The organism is Runella sp. (assembly GCF_027484545.1).
Lineage (GTDB): Bacteria > Bacteroidota > Bacteroidia > Cytophagales > Spirosomataceae > Runella.
Genome location: NZ_JAIXST010000041.1, coordinates 1 through 15,842 on the forward strand (window position 1 = coordinate 1; position 15,842 = coordinate 15,842).

Below are 15,842 nucleotides of genomic sequence, written 5' to 3' on the forward strand. Positions count from 1 at the left end.
GCAGAGAGGAAGAGATTCGAACTCTCGATGCCTTGCAGCATACACACTTTCCAGGCGTGCTCCTTCAACCACTCGGACACCTCTCTGTGTTTTGTAGAATGGAGTGCAAACATAACAACTATAAGCGTAGGATGAAAAATCAGGGGCAAGGATTTTATAAATAGACAACAATTTTGTATTTTAGATGCGAAATGTAGTTAACCAGCCCTGAACATGAACGATAGAGTTACGTTTTTTGCACAAAATCTGATTTTTCTCCGTAACACCTTGGTAAACAAGGTCTCCCAACAGCGCTTAGCCGATGAGTTGGGATTGAAAAAGTCCACGTTGGCAGCGTACGAATCCGGCCGGGCCGAACCGCGCTACGAAGAGTTGGTACGCCTGTCCCGTTTTTTTGGAGTAACGGTCGATGAGTTGCTCAGTAAAGATCTGACGCAGGCCGCCCGTCAATTGCGCGACCAATCGTCGCTGCGGGTTTTGGTCACGACCGTCGATAGCCAAAACCACGAAAACATTGAGTTTGTGCCCGTACGTGCCCTGGGTGGGTATGCCGAAGGCTACGGCGATGTGGATTTTATCAGTGAATTGCCCATTTTTCAAGTCCCGTTTCTACCCACCGACCGCAAGTACCGGGCTTTTCCGTACGAAGGGGATTCCATGCCGCCGCTTCGCGATGGAGCCGTAGTATTTGGTGAATACATTGACCAATGGAGCACCGTAAAAAACGGCACGATATGTTTGGTAGTCACTAAAGATGAAGGCGTTGTCTTGAAAAAAGTATTTAACTATTTAGAGGAAAAACAGGTATTGGTGTTGAAGTCGCTCAATGAACGATACGCTCCGTATCCCGTTCGTCAGGACGATATTCAGGAATTGTGGCGTTTTGCGGGGTATTTTGAGAAAGAGTTTCCTATCTAAGTTAAAAAACACTTTGGGTAAATTCTTGGACAGTTTTAGAGAAGTATGCCCCGGATTAAGTCAAGGCTGGCAAAGGAAATCCGTTTTTTTAACGGAGACTTTGCCGGCTCACTTTTTTAGGGAATAATCGGCATACGAACATTAATGGGCTTTGCAGTCCCACTTCATCTATGCTTGATTTACAGGAACTTTCTCTGAATATACCCGATACCGTTAAAAAAAGGGTGGTCATTGTAGGTGGGGGCTTTGGAGGAGTCAACTTAGCCAAAAAACTGTCGGATAAGTACTTTCAGGTGGTGCTGTTTGACCGCCAAAACTACCACGGATTTTGGCCGCTCCTGTATCAGGTGGCTACGGCTGCCTTAGAACCGGACGCCATTGCCGAGCCGTTGCGAAAAATGTTTGACGAAGAGTATAAAGATTTTCATTTCCGTCCCGTGCGCGTTACTCACATTGACCCGCAGGCTAAAACGGTGACTACCCTCGTGGGCGATTTGGCCTACGATTACCTCATCATTGCGACGGGCACCAAGACCAATTATTTTGGAAATGAGCAGATAAAGCATTTTTCATTTCCCTTGAAACGCCTTCCCGATGCGCTGAATCTGCGCAGTCAGTTGCTGCAATCATTTGAGCAGGCCAACATGACGATAAACGAGTAGGCACGGCAAAGTTTGCTGAATATTGTCATCGTAGGTGCCGGTCTGACGGGGGTAGAGTTGGCGGGTTCACTGGCTGAAATGCGCAAACACGTTTTGCCGGGCGATTATCCCGGAATGGATTTCAGTACGATGAATATTTATCTGGTGGAAGGTTTGGACCGCGTATTGCCTCCGATGTCGCCCGAATCCAGCCGCAAAACGCAGAAAAACTTAGAGAGTTTAGGAATCATTATCAAACTCAAAACCATGGTAGAATCCTACGATGGAGAGGTGGTGACGTTCAAAGGAGGGGAACAAATCAAAACGCGCACGCTCATTTGGGCCGCCGGGGTAATGGGCGCTAAGATTGAAGGTTTACCCGATGAAAGCGTGGAAAAAGGCCGTTATCTAGTCAATCCGTTCAATCAGATACAGGGCTTTTTGGACATTTTTGCCATTGGTGATATTGCCTTGATGAAAACGAAAGATTACCCCAAAGGCCATCCTGGCGTGGCTCAACCAGCGATTCAGCAGGGAATTCACTTGGCTAAAAACCTGAAACTAATGCAGGAAGGAGAAGATTTAAAACCGTTTAATTATTTTGACAAAGGCTCATTGGCCATTGTGGGTCGCAGCAAAGCCGTAGCGGATCTGCCCGGAAACCTGCACTTGAGCGGGTTTGTGGCTTGGGTGGCTTGGTTGTTTGTACACATTTATTACCTGATTGGCTTCCATAACAAACTGGTTGTACTCAGCAACTGGATTTATCGGTTCTTTACCTACGAGCGAGGCACGCGCATCATCATTCGTCCTTTCTACCGAAAAGAAGACCTGGTAGCGGAGGAATTTATGAAAAAACAGGCGGAGTAAAATGTTGGATTTCTGAGGGGAAGGTCGTAGTTTTATTGTAAAACGCTTTTATTGGTGTTTTACGTTGACTGTTACCCTTCATCTTCATGAGAAAAACTTTACTTTTATTGCTAACGTTCGTTAGCTGTTCGGCGGTGGCCCAACCCCGAAATTCCAAAAACAAGGCCATTTATTTAGAAGATATTTCCTGGCCGACCGCCCAAAAACTCCTGACGCCCGATGCCGTTGTGGTTATTCCGTTGGGAGCGGGCTCTAAAGAACACAGCCCTCATTTGCCTTTGGCCACAGACTATCTGCAAGCCGAAGCCTACGCCAAAGAGATTGCCCTTCAACGTAACGTCATCATCACGCCCGTCGTCAGTTACGGATTTTATCCTGCTTTTTTGAAATACCCGGGTTCTACGAGTATCAATTTTGCAACGGCAACCAACACCGTCGTGCAGATTGTGCGAAGTTTGGCGGCGTATGGTCCCAAGCGTTTTTACATCATTAACATTGGCGTAAGTACCACTCCCACTTTACAGACAGCGGCTAAAACGCTGGCCGAAGAGGGGATTTTGCTGTATTACAGCCGTTATGACCGACCGGGTTTTGTCAATGCCGAGCAACCTTTCCGTACCAAAACGTACAGCGGTCACGCCGATGAATTAGAATCTTCCAATATGCTTACCATTCGTCCCGATTTGGTGGATATGCGCAAGGCGGTTAATGATTCTTCCATGATGGGAAAATCAGGAAATATGACGCCCGTACCAGTCGAGGGCGGAAATCTGAATACGAGTGGGGTAAATGGGTATGCGGCACTTGCCACGCCCGAAAAAGGCCGTAAGAGCATGGCTGCTTTTGCCAAAGAATTGATTCGTGAAGTGGATAGTGTCAGTACCTGTGCTTTACCCAAAATGCAGGACAGAAGTGCTGAGTATACATTGTACGAAGGAAAATACGTGAATCAATCGGGAAAGGAAATGGTGTTTTATCAAAAAACGGTAAACTCTATTTTACGTGGGATGGGAAGGATTCCCGAAACTTTTTTCCACTGTATAAAGACGCCCCAGATTATTTTTCTTCCATGAATTTGAACCTTCTTTTTGTGAAAAATGAAAGAAATGAAGTAACCAAAGCATGGTGTCAGTATCGGGGAGAAAGCTTTTGGGTCACTAAAACCAACTAACCTACCATGAGAAGAAAAGACTTTTTGAAACTGGGCGGACTTATTGCTGCCACGGCTTCCCAATCGGATGCTTTTGCGGCGTCAAAACCGCAAAGTGCGGGGAATGACGTTGATTTTATGCACGATGGATTGGTACTTACTCCCAAAGAGTACGGCGGTTTGTTGATGCAATTGGCAGATGAGGGTAAAATCAAGCCCGATTATTACTCCAACGGCGGTGTGGTGGAAGAATTGGAGGCCGTTTTTGCTAAACTGTTTGGAAAAGAATCGGCGGTATTTATGCCTACCGGAACATTAGCTAATCACATCGCCGTTCGCCGTCTGGCAGGGCAGAACCGAAGGGTAATTGTACAGGAACAGAGCCATTTATACAACGATACGGGCGATTGTTCGCAAACGTTGAGCAATCTTAATCTGATTCCGTTGGGTCTCAATGCGGTTGAATTTACGTTGGAAGAGTTGGATTACATCGTCAAAAAAACGCAGGGAGGGCGCGTGGAAACGCATGTTGGCGCTATCTCCATTGAATCACCTGTGCGGCGGCAAAAAGACCGAATGTTTTCTTTTGAAAGCGTCAAAAAAATAGCTGAATACGCCAAAAGCAACAACATAAAAATGCACTTGGACGGGGCGCGGGTGTTTGTACAGCCTGTTCATAACAACGTCAGCGTCATTCAGTACAGTGCGCCGTTTGATACGGTTTATACTTCGCTTTGGAAATGTTTCAACGCTGCTTCGGGGGCGATTTTGGCCGGACCGAAAAGCTTTACGGAGAATTTATTTCACGAACGTCGCATGTTTGGCAGTGGATTGCCGGGAGCTTGGCCCTTTGCAGCTGTAGCCCTGCATTTTGCCAACGGTTTTGCGGAGGAGTATAAACAATCGTGGCAAAAAGCAGAAACCCTGTTTTCGCTTCTTCAGAAAGAAGAGCGGTTTACAATTACAAAATTTGAAAACGGCTCCCACATTGTGGGACTGGAGGTCAAAAACGCAAATGCCGGACGTTTTAAGGAATCCTTAGCTAAAAAGAAAATAGAAGTATCGGCCCCAAGCGGCAATGGATTTTTACTAAAAGTAAATCCGTCCCTTTTGCGGGAAACACCGCAAAATTTGGCAAGCCGTTTTATGGAATCGTTGAAGGAAAGCGAAATGTAGGGTAAAGTGGAAAGGGTAAGGGGTAGGGTGTAAAGTGCACCGCAGTCGCTTGCGTCCCCTCGCAGTCGCTCGGTTCTACCGAGTGACGACTATTAGCAGGCCTCCGGCCTATGTATTTAATTAGGCTGGAAGCCTACTAATAACTGTCACCGCACGGGCGGCCCCGTCGCGGGACGCGAGCGACTACAACAGACGCAAAATATTGCGTCTCTACTTAAAACATACTCATTTCGCCTGCCAAAGGCATTGCCAAGCGTTCTCGGATGCGTTCTACGTCGGTTTCCTGCTGCAATACCCACATCATTTTGGTAACAGCGGCTTCGGTGGTGATGTCGCCTCCGCTGACTACCCCGATTTTATCAAACCACGTACTGGTCTGATAACGGCCCTGCATCACGCGTCCGCCGTCGCATTGGGATACGTTCATAATCACGATGTCGCGCTCGGTTGCTTCCTTCAATTCGTGCAAAAACCAAGGCAGGGTAGGGGCATTGCCTGCTCCGAACGTCTCCAGTACAATGCCTCGTAATCCGTTGATTTCTAAAATAGAACGGACTACATTTTGGGTGATGCCCGGGAAAAGTTTGAGAATCGCCACGTTTTGCTCCAATTGGGGTTTAATGCGGAATTCTAAATCAGCATTTGGAGTGATAATAAAAGGAAAGTTGTACTCAATCGTGACCCCAACTTCCGCCAACGGGGGGTAATTCTCTGAGCGAAAAGCATTGAATTGCGAACTTTCTTTCTTCTTGGCGCGGTTACCGCGCAAAAGCACGTTTTGAAAATAAATACACACTTCCGGTACCAATGGACGATCGTCTATTTGGGCAGCCGCAATTTCCAATGCCGTAATGATATTTTCGCGGGCATCGGTGCGGGCCACGCCTATGGGCAACTGCGCACCCGTCAGAATCACAGGTTTTCCCAGATTTTGGAGCATGAAACTCAACGCCGAGGCGGTATAAGCCATCGTATCCGTGCCGTGCAGAATAACAAAACTGTCGTATAGTTCGTAATGGCGCTGAATCAGTCGCGCAATTTCCTCCCATACATCAGGTCGCATGTTGGACGAGTCCATGATTTCTTCGAGACTGGTAAAGGTAATCTCAAAATCCAATCGCTTGATTTCGGGGAGTCTATCCAGTATTTGTTCAAAATCAAAAGGGACCAACTGTCCTTTTTCAAAGACCATTCCCAAGGTTCCGCCCGTATAAATGACCAAAACCGACGCACGCGGACGGTTGGGTAAAACGGGGTTGATGGTGACTGTTTTATACGCCGGCAAGATGGATGATGTTTAAAAACAAACTCAAATGATAAAATTGGTGGTCAGAAAATCAGAACGGTGCTCTTTCAAAATGGTGTTCAACAACTTTTTGTTCGTGTCGTTCAGTTTGGTGGCGACCAACGAACGAATCGAAAATGAACGCAGGGCATCGTGTACGGATAAAGTCCCTTCGGCGCTGTCTTTGCGGCCTGTAAACGGAAATACGTCGGGACTGCGTTGGCATTGACAGTTGATATTGACGCGGCTTACCTGATTGACCAACGGGTCAATCAAATCGCCAATTTCTGTAGCATCATTACTGAAAATACTGACCTGCTGTCCGTGCGGCGATTCGATGAGGTAGTCAATGGTCTCTTCAATGTCGTCAAAAGGTACCACGGGAATCACCGGGCCAAACTGTTCTTCGCGGTAAAGGCGCATGTTTTTAGTGACCGGATAGACCACTGCAGGAAAGACAAAGGATTCCGCCATCACTCCACCGTTTTCGTTGACAACACTTGCACCGTTGGCGATGGCATCCTCAATGACTTCTTTGAGGTAGGCAGGTTTGCCGGGCTCGGCTACGGGCGTCAGATTTACGCCTTTTTCCCACGGCAAGCCATACTTGAGTTTGGCAATGGCGCTGCTGAGTTTGGCGGTAAATGCTTCCGCAATGGTTTTGTGGACAAAAATGATTTTGATGGCCGTGCACCGTTGACCGTTGTAGGTCAATGTTCCTAAAATGTTTTCACTGACGGCTAAATCAAGGTCTGCATTTTCGGTAACGATGGAGGCATTTTTGGCATCCAAACTCAAAACCGCCCGCAAACGATTCAGTTTTGGGTGTTCTTTTTTGAGTTCGTTGGCCACTTTGCTGGAACCGATAAAAGCCAATACGTTGATTTTGCCCGTTTGCATCATGCCGGGAATCACCGTGGCTCCGCGCCCATACACTGTATTGACGACACCTTTTGGAAACGATTCCTGAAAAGCTTTCAGCAACGGATAGTGTAATAAGGTACCGTGTTTCGGGGGTTTGAATAAAATGGTATTTCCCATCAAAAGGGCAGGAATGAGCGTTGTAAAGGTCTCATTGAGAGGGTAGTTAAACGGTCCCATACACAATACAACCCCTAAAGGCGAGCGGCGTATTTGGGCAATAACGCCTTCACTGATTTCAAATTTAGACGAACTGCGGTCAATGTCTTTCAGTTCATTGATGGTTGCGTTGATGTAATCAACGGTGCGGTCAAATTCCTTGGTAGAGTCAGCAAACGATTTTCCGATTTCCCACAAAATGAGTTTCACTATTAATTCCTTTTGTTCGCTCATTTTCTTCACAAAGCGCTCCAGACATTGGATTCGGTCGCCGACGCTCATGGTAGGCCATTGTCCGCGCCCGCTATCGTAGGCCGCTACGGCAGCATCCAAGGCTTCCATCGCGTCCGTTTCAGCACCCAGCGGATACGTGCCGATTAGTTTTCGTTGCAGGCCATCGGCCGTTTTTACATAAATGGGCGAATAGACTTCGCTGACGGGCCCGTTCCACGCCTTCATTTCACCGTTGAGGAGGTATTCCCGTTGGTGGATTTCATCTATTTGAAACTCCTTCGGAATTTCGCTTTCCGACACAAACAATGCGTTGAGCTGTTCTTGGAAATCCATAATTCTGTTTTGTTAAAATGGGTTATTCATAGCTACTCTATTCCATAACCTTTTGAACTGCGACAGGATTCCTTTTTAGAGATTAAAAATGGAAGTTTGAGTAAGAGCAGGTGAAAATAGCTTGTTATGGGTTTTTATTTTGCCAGTAAAATAGCATTTTCAGTTGTCTTTTCGGCAATCTCTTTGACCGAAACCTGCATTAAATCAGCTACTTTCTGGGCAATCAGCGGAATATAGGCAACTTCATTACGCTTGCCGCGGTAGGGAACAGGCGCCAGATACGGACAATCCGTTTCCAAAACAATGTGCTCCAAATCAATGAAAGGAAGCACTTTGTCCATGCCGCCGTTTTTGAACGTAGCCACGCCGCCAATGCCCAGTTTAAAGCCCAGTTCAATGGCTTTTTGAGCTTCTTCAAGCGTTCCAGTAAAACAGTGAAAAATGCCTTTGAGACGTGGGTCGGCTACTTGCTCAATGAGCTCCGCCACTTCCCAAAAAGCATTGCGACTGTGAATGTCAATCCAAAGGTTGTGTTTGAGAGCCAAATTACATTGGGTCAAAAAAGCCTCTTTTTGCTGCTCCACAAAGGTTTTATCCCAATAGAGATCCATTCCTATTTCGCCGATAGCTACGAACGGCCCCCATCCCTTCCTTCCCCCACTTGGGGGAAGGGGAGTCAATTGTGATGTTTTATTCAGCCAATCTTCAACGATATAGAGTTCTTTCTCAAAATCTTCTTTAACATAGGTAGGATGCAGGCCCATCATGGGCAAACATACATTGGGGTATTTTTCGGCCAAGGCCATCATACCGTCAATGGTAGTGTGGTCGCAATTGGGCATCCAAATTTGAGTAATCCCCGCGGCAAAAGCGCGGTCAAGCATTTCGGTACGGTCTTCGTTAAAAGCGTCGTCGTATATGTGGGCGTGAGTTTCGATCATTAATGAATTGTGAATTAGTGATTTAGTGAATTGTGAATGAGGGAATATTGTTTTTTTACTGCCTACTGCCTACTGCCTACTGCCTACTGATATTCCCTTCCTTTCCAGACGGTGGTTTTTCGTAGGTAAAAGTTAATCAGCATGGCAAAGTTGATAAAAACGTGGTAAAACCAGAAAAAAGGAATGCCGATAAAGAGTTGCGGGCGTTGGAGCCAATTCAAAACTCCCACCAACCAAGCGGTGATGGATACGTAACTTAAGAAAATAATGAATAACGTGATTTTTGGAAAAAAGAAGCCTAAAACTACCAAAAACGGCAACAAAAGCCCATTGAAATACACGCCGAGCCGCTGTCCCCAGGGAATTGAAACGGCCCCGTACATCCAGCGTTTTCGTTGAATCAAGAGTTCTGATAAAGTAGGGGTGGGTTTAGAAATCGCCAGTACGCGACGGTCGAATAATTGAACGAATCGGAATCCTTTGTCCAGAATAGCTCGGAACAAGGCATAATCTTCGGTAATGGAAAAGGGGATGGATTCGTAACCTCCCACAGCATCGTACGCTTTTCGAGTGACGGCCATGTTGTTTCCCATGGCCGTAATGGGAATGTTGAAAAGCGCAAACAAACGCATAAACGACAGATAATACAGCCATTCCAAGGCTTGGCAATACCCGAAAAGCAGTTCCCAAATGCTGCCTCCCTGAGCAAGAAAAGCGAGTGGTGCAGGCTGCATGGTTGTAATGCCCGTTACAATTCCAACGTTGGGTTTGAAATAAGGGAGCATATTCTGAATCCAATCAGTAGGAACTTGAATGTCGGCATCGGTAAAAAATAAATAGTCGCCCGTAGCACGTTGCGTTAATTGAGCTAAAACGTTGGTTTTGCCTTTCAGCTTTGAATTTTCGGAAAGTTGTTTGATATGAACTAACTCAAAATGAGGCTTATCTTTAATGAAATCAGTAGTCAATGAGGCCGTTTCATCTTCCGATGCATCGTCTCCTATCAGTACTTGGAGGTGTTCTTTTGGGTAACTCAAGGCCGCTACAGAACGCAAACAATGGATTATATTATCAGCTTCGTTGCGGGCGGCGATGAGTATCGTAACTTTTTTCACAAATCCATTTTTTCGGCAAAGGTAAGGTGTTCTTGTCAGCCCGATAAAAAACTGGACACAAATTAAGGGAAAAACTTAGTTTGTAGCCACTATGAGCAAACATCGAAAAAGTTGGAGTCAGGCAGAGATAGAATGCATCCTCCAACACTATCAGCAACATGGCATCAGCGCGACAGTGCGTCATTTTAACGTCGCCTCCTCAATGGTGTATAGGTGGCAGTCTTGTAAAGTCGAGCCCAAAACAGAGGTAAAAGGTGGCATCAGCCGAACAGAATACCATCGCCTTTTACGCGAAAACCAACTTTTGAAAGAGTTGGTTGCTGAGAAAGAACTCGAAATTCGGGTAAAAGATGCGCTTTTAAAAAAAACTATCCACCAAAACAAGAGCGGTTGATGGTCGCACAGGAGTTCATTGATTTATCCTTTCCCAAGTACAAGGTTTTGACTTGGTGTTCTGTGGCTCGCAGCAGTTTTTACTATCGCCCCAGTACTGGTTTGAGAGGGCGTAAACCTTACGCTGTTGTCAAAGATAAAGACGGTAAAATTATTGATAATGAGACTGTTGTAAAAATAATAGAACGCCTATTTGAACACCCTTTTGTAGATTACGGGTATTATAAAACCTATATCTATTTGAGAAAAAAGCAATATTTTCAGATTAGTAAGCATTTGGTTTATAGGCTGATGAAAGACCGTCAATTACTTAGAAATCAGTACTGTGTAAGTTCTAAAAAGACCAAACGTAACTGGGTCAAAGACTTATTGCCACAGGTAGAAGTACCTTTCACCTACTTTGAATTTGACATCAAGTTTATCTGGGTTGCCGGTAGGAATCGAAACCTACAAGTCTTGACCATTTTAGATGTGTTTTCTCGATGGAATGTTAGTCATTTGATAGCGTATTCTATTAAATATCAAGATGTTATCATGCTATTTGAACGCACTTTTCAGCATCTGACTATTCCTGAAAAATTCTATGTTCGATGCGATAATGGGTCTCAGTTTATAGCAGACATGGTACAGAAGTACTTCAAAGATAAAAAGGTCATTCAAGAATTTACTAAACCAGCTACTCCACAGCAAAATAGTCATATCGAATCTTATCATTCTATCATGGAAAACGCTGTTTGTCAGAGATTTCAGTTCAAAGATTTAAAAGATGCAAAGCAAACAATGAATCAATTTAGAGAATTCTATAATTTTGAGAGAATACACGGTGGTATTGGCTTTCAAAGCCCATCCGAATTCTTGCAGTCAAAGGGTTTAGATATGAAAAATAGTCTCATCAATCAAATCCCTATTCCCTAAAATAAGGGAAGTCCTGTGTCCAGTATTTAGCGGTCAGCACATGTTCTTTGTTGGGAATAATTTTATTTACATTGCTTTTTGAACAATAACGACAGAACATATTGTTAAGAAAAACATATAATCTTAAAAATTAGGTAACGTGATAAATGACCAATAATCGCATGGCTACAAGTAGACTGATCAGCAAAATAAAGAGGAGTGATCTCCTTGAAAAAGAGCAACAACGCTCAGACTTGGGATTTGGAACTCGTATTACTAACGATACTACACGACTAATTAACCCGAATGGGACATTCAATGCGCGTCGTGAAAATGTATCTTTCTGGGCATGGTTAGATATTTTTCACCGCCTGACTGTACTCTCCTGGCCTCGGTTTTTTTTAGTGGTGTTTGCTATTTATTTTGTGGTTAACTGCTTTTTTTCAGTACTTTATCTGTTTATAGGCGTAGAATATTTGCAGGGGATACACGCAACTACCAAGATGGAGCAATTTTGGGGGGCTTTCTTTTTCAGTGCTCAAACCCTTACTACGGTGGGGTATGGACACGTGGCTCCTGTAGGTATGGTAGCAAGCGCTTTGTCTTCTGTTGAGTCATTGGTTGGAGTGTTGGGATTTGCCATCGCTTCCGGGTTGGTATATGGACGTTTTTCTCGCCCTATTCCAAAGATTTTATTCAGTCGTAACTCCCTTTTTGCCCCTTACCTCGACATCAATGCCTGGATGTTTAGAATGATCAATGAAAGCCCTACCGAGTTGGTGGATGTGCGGGTAGAAGTATCTATTACTCGATTGGAAACACTTCCCGACGGAAAACGGACACGCAAATATTATCCTATAAAACTGGAACGCAGTCAGGTGAATTTCTTTCCCCTTAGCTGGACAATCGTTCATCCTATTACCGAAGACAGTCCCCTGTATGGTGCGACTGAAGAAAGTCTGGAAGAGTCTGACAGTGAATTTTTGATTTACATTCGTGCTACGGAAGAGACTTTTTTACAGCCTGTACACGCACGACATTCATTTAGGTACAAAGAAATTATATGGGGAGCCAAATTTATCCCCATGTTTAACAGCGTAAGGACCGAAGATATAGTAAGAGTGGATGTCCAAAAAGTACATGAATATGAGATGATGCCTTTGAACTGAGCATACAAACAATTCATTTATCAAACTAAAGAACTGATATGGCTGAGCAACCCGAAAAGAACCTCAAGGAAACGAGCCAAGGTGTTTCTACTTTTGCCAAGTACTCGGGTCTCGGGTTCCAAATGTTGGCAACAATTGGACTGGGCGTATACGGCGGACTGAAATTGGACGAGTGGCAGCAAAACAAATTTCCGCTTTGGACGCTTGTTTTGTCGTTGGGTTCGGTAGCAGGTTCTCTTTATTTACTTATCAAACAGGTCAAAAACGAATAAGCAAAATGTTGCGTACAGTTATTTTTACGGGTGCCATTGGAATTGTATTTTTTACAGCCGAATATTATAATTTCGTCCATTCTCTGCCTGCTGAAAAGTGGTATATTCTTGCCTTTTTCTTTACAATCTCTGTTCTTCAGCACCGAGTTATGTCCTTTGGTTTTCAGGAGAATAGAGATCGGTTTGTTCAATTTTATTTGGTCACCGTTGTTCTTCGCCTGATTCTCTGCGTCTTATTTGTGGGAGCATTCCTCTACTACAAGGTCAGCCACCCGATGGGGTTCGTCGTTACCTTTTTTGTATTATATTTATTTTATACTTTTTTTGAAGTCTTAGGATTGTATCGTAACTTGCGCCGCGATTTGAAACCGTAGAGCAATAATGAAAAATATTTCGATTCGTTTATTTGTACTATTCCTATTTTTGTCGGCTTTGGCTACTCCTTCCGTTCGGGCCGAAGAACCTCATAAGCACGGAGAAGAAGAGAAGTTTAACGCAGGTGAGATGATCATGCACCACGTAGCTGATGAGCATCAGTGGCACTTCGCTACTATCGGACATACGCACGTTACACTTCCGTTACCTATCATTATTTATGATACCAATAAGGGGCTGAAGATTTTTTCGTCAAGCCATTTTTATCACAGCGCTGATGGTACGCACGAAGGCTATAAAATGGAGCACGAGCACATTTCTGCTTTAGATGGAGCGAAACTATATGATTTCTCCATTACTAAAAACGTCGCGTCTTTGATTATCAGCTTTATTCTTTTGCTGACTATTTTCTTTACCGTGGCTAAATCTTACAAGAGCCGCTCAGGTAAATCCCCCAAAGGATTGCAGTCTGCTTTAGAGCCTATCATTGTATTTATTCGCGATGAAGTGGCCAAAAATAACATTGGCGAAAAACACTACCGTCGTTTTGTGCCTTATTTGTTGACTTTGTTTTTCTTCATCTGGATTAACAACCTTTTGGGTTTGATTCCGGGCGGAGCAAACCTGACAGGTAACATTGCCGTGACCTTGACGCTTGCCTTGATTACTTTCTTTGTCGTGAATTTCAACGGGAAAGGAACGTATTGGGGACATATTTTCGCGATGCCGGGCGTACCGAAATGGTTGTTGATTATCATGACACCCGTTGAAATCGTGGGCGTATTCATGAAGCCGTTTTCACTCATGGTTCGATTGTTTGCCAATATCACTGCGGGACACATTATCCTGTTGAGCTTTTTAAGTATGATTTTCATCTTTGAGAGTTTGGCAGTAAGCCCTGCCGTAGCGATTTTCTCTACCTTCATCAACTTGATTGAGTTGTTGGTAGCGGCATTACAAGCTTATATTTTCACGGTACTGACCGCTTCTTACATCGGTGCGGCCGTTGAAGAACATCACCACTAATTTTTTGTAAATTTCTTTTTTCATATATAACAATTACAATCATGTTGCTTAACATTTTGCTTCAGGAAGTCGCTTCAAGTAGCGCATCAATCGGATACATGGGTGCTGCTATCGGTGCAGGTTTGGCTGCTATCGGTGCAGGCTTAGGTATTGGTCGTATCGGTGGTTCAGCGATGGAAGGTATCGCTCGTCAGCCGGAAGCTTCCGGAAAAATTCAAGGTGCCATGTTGATCGTTGCGGCCTTCGTTGAAGCCGTTGCTCTCTTCGGTGCCGTTATCGCTTTGTTGGTAGTTTTGTTGAAGTAATTTCACTCACTACCCAAACGGCAGTAGCTGATTGTTGTTTGCATTAGGCATCAGTGTGTTTGGCAACTGCTCAAAATAATTACATTCTCCGCTCACTAACAGTAGGTTGGTGGCCGGAGAATGATTAGTAAATAGAAACTCAAAAGCTATTTCAATACTATGGAATTAGTAACCCCCCAACTTGGTCTTATATTTTGGCAGTTAGTATTCTTCGGAATTTTGTTCTTTCTGCTGGCTAAATTTGCTTGGAAGCCCATTCTTGGCAGTTTGCAGGAACGCGAACACCAAATTCAGAGTGCATTGGATTTGGCGGAAAAAACCCGCGCAGACATGGCTAAAATGCAGTCTGATAATCAAAAATTATTGGCCGAAGCCCGCGCTGAGCGTGACAGCATCCTGAAAGCTGCCAAAGAATCAGCCGACCGTATCATTGCGGAATCAAAAGATAAAGCAACGGTAGAAGGTAAGCGTATCATCGAAGATGCACGGGAAGCAATCAACAATGAGCGCGTTGCGCTGGTGGCTCAAATGAGAAAAGAAATGGTGACCATTTCGCTCGACATCGCTGAAAAAGTATTACGTAAAGAATTGAGCGATAAGACTTCACAGGAAAAGTTAGTCGCAGATTTGGCGAAAGAAGCAAGACTTAATTAATTGTCGAATTTAGAGCGGTCCGCCGCCGCGGTGCAGAATGTCGAATAACTTGACTTTGACACTCTGCACTATAAAATCAAAACTAAAAAAATGTCTGAATCTACCGTAGCTTTACGATATGCTAAATCTTTGATTGATTTGGCTCAGGAACAAAAAGTAGTGGAAACAGTCTACCAAGACATGGTGTTTTTCAAAAAAGTGGCCGATGAAAACCGCGGTTTAATGTTAGCATTGAAAAGCCCCGTTGTCCGTCACGACAAAAAACTTGCCATTTTGGAAGGCGTGTTTAAAGAAAGAGTAAGTCCTGTTTCTTACACTATTTTCACGATAATTACTCAAAAGAATCGCGAAGCTATTATGAATAGCATCGCAGATGAGTTTGTTAAGCTGTACGACGATTACAAAGGCATTGTAAAAGCGTACATTACTTCTTCGATGCCCCTCACTGCTGAATTGCGCAAGCAGTTCATACAAATTGTGGCAGATGCTACCGGTAAAACGGTGGAATTGGAAGAAAAAGTAGATGCCAAACTTATCGGTGGATATATTTTGAGAGTAGGGGATCGTCAAATCGATGCTTCTATCAAAAAACAATTGAACGACTTGAAATTGACGTTGCTCAACTAAGATATTTTTTATCTGCTTAGAGTGACTGAAGCCATTACTGCTTTGCGGTAAGGGCTTTTTTTGCCCCCCTTCTCCATGTGGAGAAGGGGCTGGGGGATGAGGTGAAAACTATAATTCGTCGTAAATCGCTTCGATGGCATCAGCAAGTGCTTCGTCTTTCTCCGTTACTTTATCGCCGGCATCGTGCGTGGAGAGTTCAAAACGCACTTTATTATACACGTTTGACCACCAGGGGTGATGATTCATTTTCTCGGCTACATCAGCAATTTGGGTCATGAAAGCAAATGCTTCCTTGAAATCTTCAAATTCATACTCGCGGACGAGTTTATTGTTTTGTTCTATCCACATACGTTGTCTGTTTTGAGGTGAGCATACTTTTTAATT

The 15,842-nt window shown here is 44.2% G+C and carries 17 protein-coding genes, 1 tRNA gene and 1 pseudogene; 13 read left to right on the forward strand and 6 right to left on the reverse strand.

Annotated elements, in window-relative coordinates:
- Window position 1: 1 nt before the first annotated feature.
- A tRNA-Ser gene (locus Q0081_RS03625) sits at window positions 2–86 on the reverse strand.
- A gap of 127 nt (window positions 87–213) precedes the next feature.
- Between Q0081_RS03625 and Q0081_RS03630 the strand changes: the two genes are divergently transcribed.
- The 4 genes and pseudogenes from Q0081_RS03630 to Q0081_RS03645 all read left to right on the forward strand — a co-directional run bounded on the left by Q0081_RS03630 (window position 214) and on the right by Q0081_RS03645 (window position 4,755).
- Entirely contained in the window at window positions 214–918 is a 705-nt protein-coding gene (locus Q0081_RS03630) for a LexA family transcriptional regulator (RefSeq protein WP_298349432.1), read from the forward strand.
- Window positions 919–1,088: 170 nt separating this feature from the next.
- Window positions 1,089–2,429: pseudogene (locus Q0081_RS03635) on the forward strand (NAD(P)/FAD-dependent oxidoreductase).
- An 86-nt stretch (window positions 2,430–2,515) separates the two neighbouring features.
- Window positions 2,516–3,502, forward strand: coding sequence for a creatininase family protein (locus Q0081_RS03640; RefSeq protein ID WP_298349433.1), 987 nt, complete (start codon window positions 2,516–2,518; stop codon window positions 3,500–3,502).
- A gap of 104 nt (window positions 3,503–3,606) precedes the next feature.
- Entirely contained in the window at window positions 3,607–4,755 is a 1,149-nt protein-coding gene (locus tag Q0081_RS03645; protein WP_298349435.1) for a low specificity L-threonine aldolase, read from the forward strand.
- A 214-nt stretch (window positions 4,756–4,969) separates the two neighbouring features.
- Here Q0081_RS03645 and Q0081_RS03650 read toward each other — a convergent pair whose 3' ends face one another.
- The 4 genes from Q0081_RS03650 to Q0081_RS03665 all read right to left on the reverse strand — a co-directional run bounded on the left by Q0081_RS03650 (window position 4,970) and on the right by Q0081_RS03665 (window position 9,743).
- On the reverse strand, window positions 4,970–6,040 hold the full coding sequence (locus Q0081_RS03650; protein WP_298349438.1) for an asparaginase: 1,071 nt from the start codon (window positions 6,038–6,040) through the stop codon (window positions 4,970–4,972).
- 24 nt (window positions 6,041–6,064) lie between these two features.
- Window positions 6,065–7,687 (reverse strand): NADP-dependent glyceraldehyde-3-phosphate dehydrogenase, encoded by a 1,623-nt coding sequence (locus Q0081_RS03655; RefSeq protein WP_298349441.1) that lies wholly within the window; start codon window positions 7,685–7,687, stop codon window positions 6,065–6,067.
- A 134-nt stretch (window positions 7,688–7,821) separates the two neighbouring features.
- Window positions 7,822–8,628 (reverse strand): TatD family hydrolase, encoded by an 807-nt coding sequence (locus Q0081_RS03660; protein ID WP_298349443.1) that lies wholly within the window; start codon window positions 8,626–8,628, stop codon window positions 7,822–7,824.
- A gap of 83 nt (window positions 8,629–8,711) precedes the next feature.
- On the reverse strand, window positions 8,712–9,743 hold the full coding sequence (locus tag Q0081_RS03665; RefSeq protein ID WP_298349448.1) for a glycosyltransferase: 1,032 nt from the start codon (window positions 9,741–9,743) through the stop codon (window positions 8,712–8,714).
- 91 nt (window positions 9,744–9,834) lie between these two features.
- Here Q0081_RS03665 and Q0081_RS03670 point away from each other — a divergent pair, with 91 nt between their 5' ends.
- From Q0081_RS03670 to atpH, 9 genes are all read left to right on the forward strand, one after another.
- Window positions 9,835–10,137 carry a transposase gene (locus Q0081_RS03670; RefSeq protein ID WP_298349451.1) on the forward strand — a complete coding sequence of 101 codons (303 nt, stop codon included), beginning with the start codon at window positions 9,835–9,837 and terminating at the stop codon, window positions 10,135–10,137.
- The gene (locus tag Q0081_RS03675; protein WP_298349454.1) at window positions 10,137–11,051 is read left to right on the forward strand and encodes a DDE-type integrase/transposase/recombinase; all 915 of its coding nucleotides are present in this window, start codon (window positions 10,137–10,139) and stop codon (window positions 11,049–11,051) included. The genes Q0081_RS03670 and Q0081_RS03675 overlap by 1 nt, the downstream gene beginning before the upstream one ends.
- 161 nt (window positions 11,052–11,212) lie before the next feature.
- On the forward strand, window positions 11,213–12,199 hold the full coding sequence (locus Q0081_RS03680; RefSeq protein ID WP_298349457.1) for an ion channel: 987 nt from the start codon (window positions 11,213–11,215) through the stop codon (window positions 12,197–12,199).
- Between the two features lie 38 nt (window positions 12,200–12,237).
- Window positions 12,238–12,471, forward strand: coding sequence for an AtpZ/AtpI family protein (locus Q0081_RS03685; protein ID WP_298349460.1), 234 nt, complete (start codon window positions 12,238–12,240; stop codon window positions 12,469–12,471).
- A 5-nt stretch (window positions 12,472–12,476) separates the two neighbouring features.
- Entirely contained in the window at window positions 12,477–12,845 is a 369-nt protein-coding gene (locus Q0081_RS03690) for a hypothetical protein (protein ID WP_298349463.1), read from the forward strand.
- Window positions 12,846–12,852: 7 nt separating this feature from the next.
- A complete protein-coding gene (atpB, locus tag Q0081_RS03695; RefSeq protein ID WP_298349466.1) occupies window positions 12,853–13,872 on the forward strand; it encodes a F0F1 ATP synthase subunit A in 1,020 nt (339 codons plus the stop codon).
- A gap of 41 nt (window positions 13,873–13,913) precedes the next feature.
- Window positions 13,914–14,177: an ATP synthase F0 subunit C gene (atpE, locus tag Q0081_RS03700; protein ID WP_298349468.1), complete on the forward strand. Its 264-nt coding sequence runs from the start codon at window positions 13,914–13,916 to the stop codon at window positions 14,175–14,177.
- Between the two features lie 159 nt (window positions 14,178–14,336).
- Entirely contained in the window at window positions 14,337–14,831 is a 495-nt protein-coding gene (atpF, locus tag Q0081_RS03705) for a F0F1 ATP synthase subunit B (protein ID WP_298349471.1), read from the forward strand.
- A gap of 90 nt (window positions 14,832–14,921) precedes the next feature.
- Entirely contained in the window at window positions 14,922–15,458 is a 537-nt protein-coding gene (gene atpH / locus Q0081_RS03710) for an ATP synthase F1 subunit delta (RefSeq protein ID WP_298349472.1), read from the forward strand.
- Between the two features lie 108 nt (window positions 15,459–15,566).
- Here the strand turns inward: atpH and Q0081_RS03715 are convergent, their stop codons facing one another.
- Window positions 15,567–15,806 carry a 4a-hydroxytetrahydrobiopterin dehydratase gene (locus Q0081_RS03715; RefSeq protein WP_298349475.1) on the reverse strand — a complete coding sequence of 80 codons (240 nt, stop codon included), beginning with the start codon at window positions 15,804–15,806 and terminating at the stop codon, window positions 15,567–15,569.
- Window positions 15,807–15,842: the final 36 nt, after the last annotated feature.

Excerpts from the sequence above, each read along its gene's own strand:
- Q0081_RS03630 (WP_298349432.1), top strand. The coding sequence starts at position 214 with ATGAACGATAGAGTTACGTTTTTTGCACAAAATCTGATTTTTCTCCGT.
- Q0081_RS03640 (WP_298349433.1), top strand. The coding sequence starts at position 2,516 with ATGAGAAAAACTTTACTTTTATTGCTAACGTTCGTTAGCTGTTCGGCG.
- Q0081_RS03645 (WP_298349435.1), top strand. The coding sequence starts at position 3,607 with ATGAGAAGAAAAGACTTTTTGAAACTGGGCGGACTTATTGCTGCCACG.
- Q0081_RS03655 (WP_298349441.1), bottom strand. The coding sequence starts at position 7,687 with ATGGATTTCCAAGAACAGCTCAACGCATTGTTTGTGTCGGAAAGCGAA.
- Q0081_RS03660 (WP_298349443.1), bottom strand. The coding sequence starts at position 8,628 with ATGATCGAAACTCACGCCCACATATACGACGACGCTTTTAACGAAGAC.
- Q0081_RS03670 (WP_298349451.1), top strand. The coding sequence starts at position 9,835 with ATGAGCAAACATCGAAAAAGTTGGAGTCAGGCAGAGATAGAATGCATC.
- Q0081_RS03675 (WP_298349454.1), top strand. The coding sequence starts at position 10,137 with ATGGTCGCACAGGAGTTCATTGATTTATCCTTTCCCAAGTACAAGGTT.
- Q0081_RS03680 (WP_298349457.1), top strand. The coding sequence starts at position 11,213 with ATGGCTACAAGTAGACTGATCAGCAAAATAAAGAGGAGTGATCTCCTT.
- Q0081_RS03685 (WP_298349460.1), top strand. The coding sequence starts at position 12,238 with ATGGCTGAGCAACCCGAAAAGAACCTCAAGGAAACGAGCCAAGGTGTT.
- Q0081_RS03690 (WP_298349463.1), top strand. The coding sequence starts at position 12,477 with ATGTTGCGTACAGTTATTTTTACGGGTGCCATTGGAATTGTATTTTTT.
- atpB (WP_298349466.1), top strand. The coding sequence starts at position 12,853 with ATGAAAAATATTTCGATTCGTTTATTTGTACTATTCCTATTTTTGTCG.
- atpE (WP_298349468.1), top strand. The coding sequence starts at position 13,914 with ATGTTGCTTAACATTTTGCTTCAGGAAGTCGCTTCAAGTAGCGCATCA.
- atpF (WP_298349471.1), top strand. The coding sequence starts at position 14,337 with ATGGAATTAGTAACCCCCCAACTTGGTCTTATATTTTGGCAGTTAGTA.
- atpH (WP_298349472.1), top strand. The coding sequence starts at position 14,922 with ATGTCTGAATCTACCGTAGCTTTACGATATGCTAAATCTTTGATTGAT.
- Q0081_RS03715 (WP_298349475.1), bottom strand. The coding sequence starts at position 15,806 with ATGTGGATAGAACAAAACAATAAACTCGTCCGCGAGTATGAATTTGAA.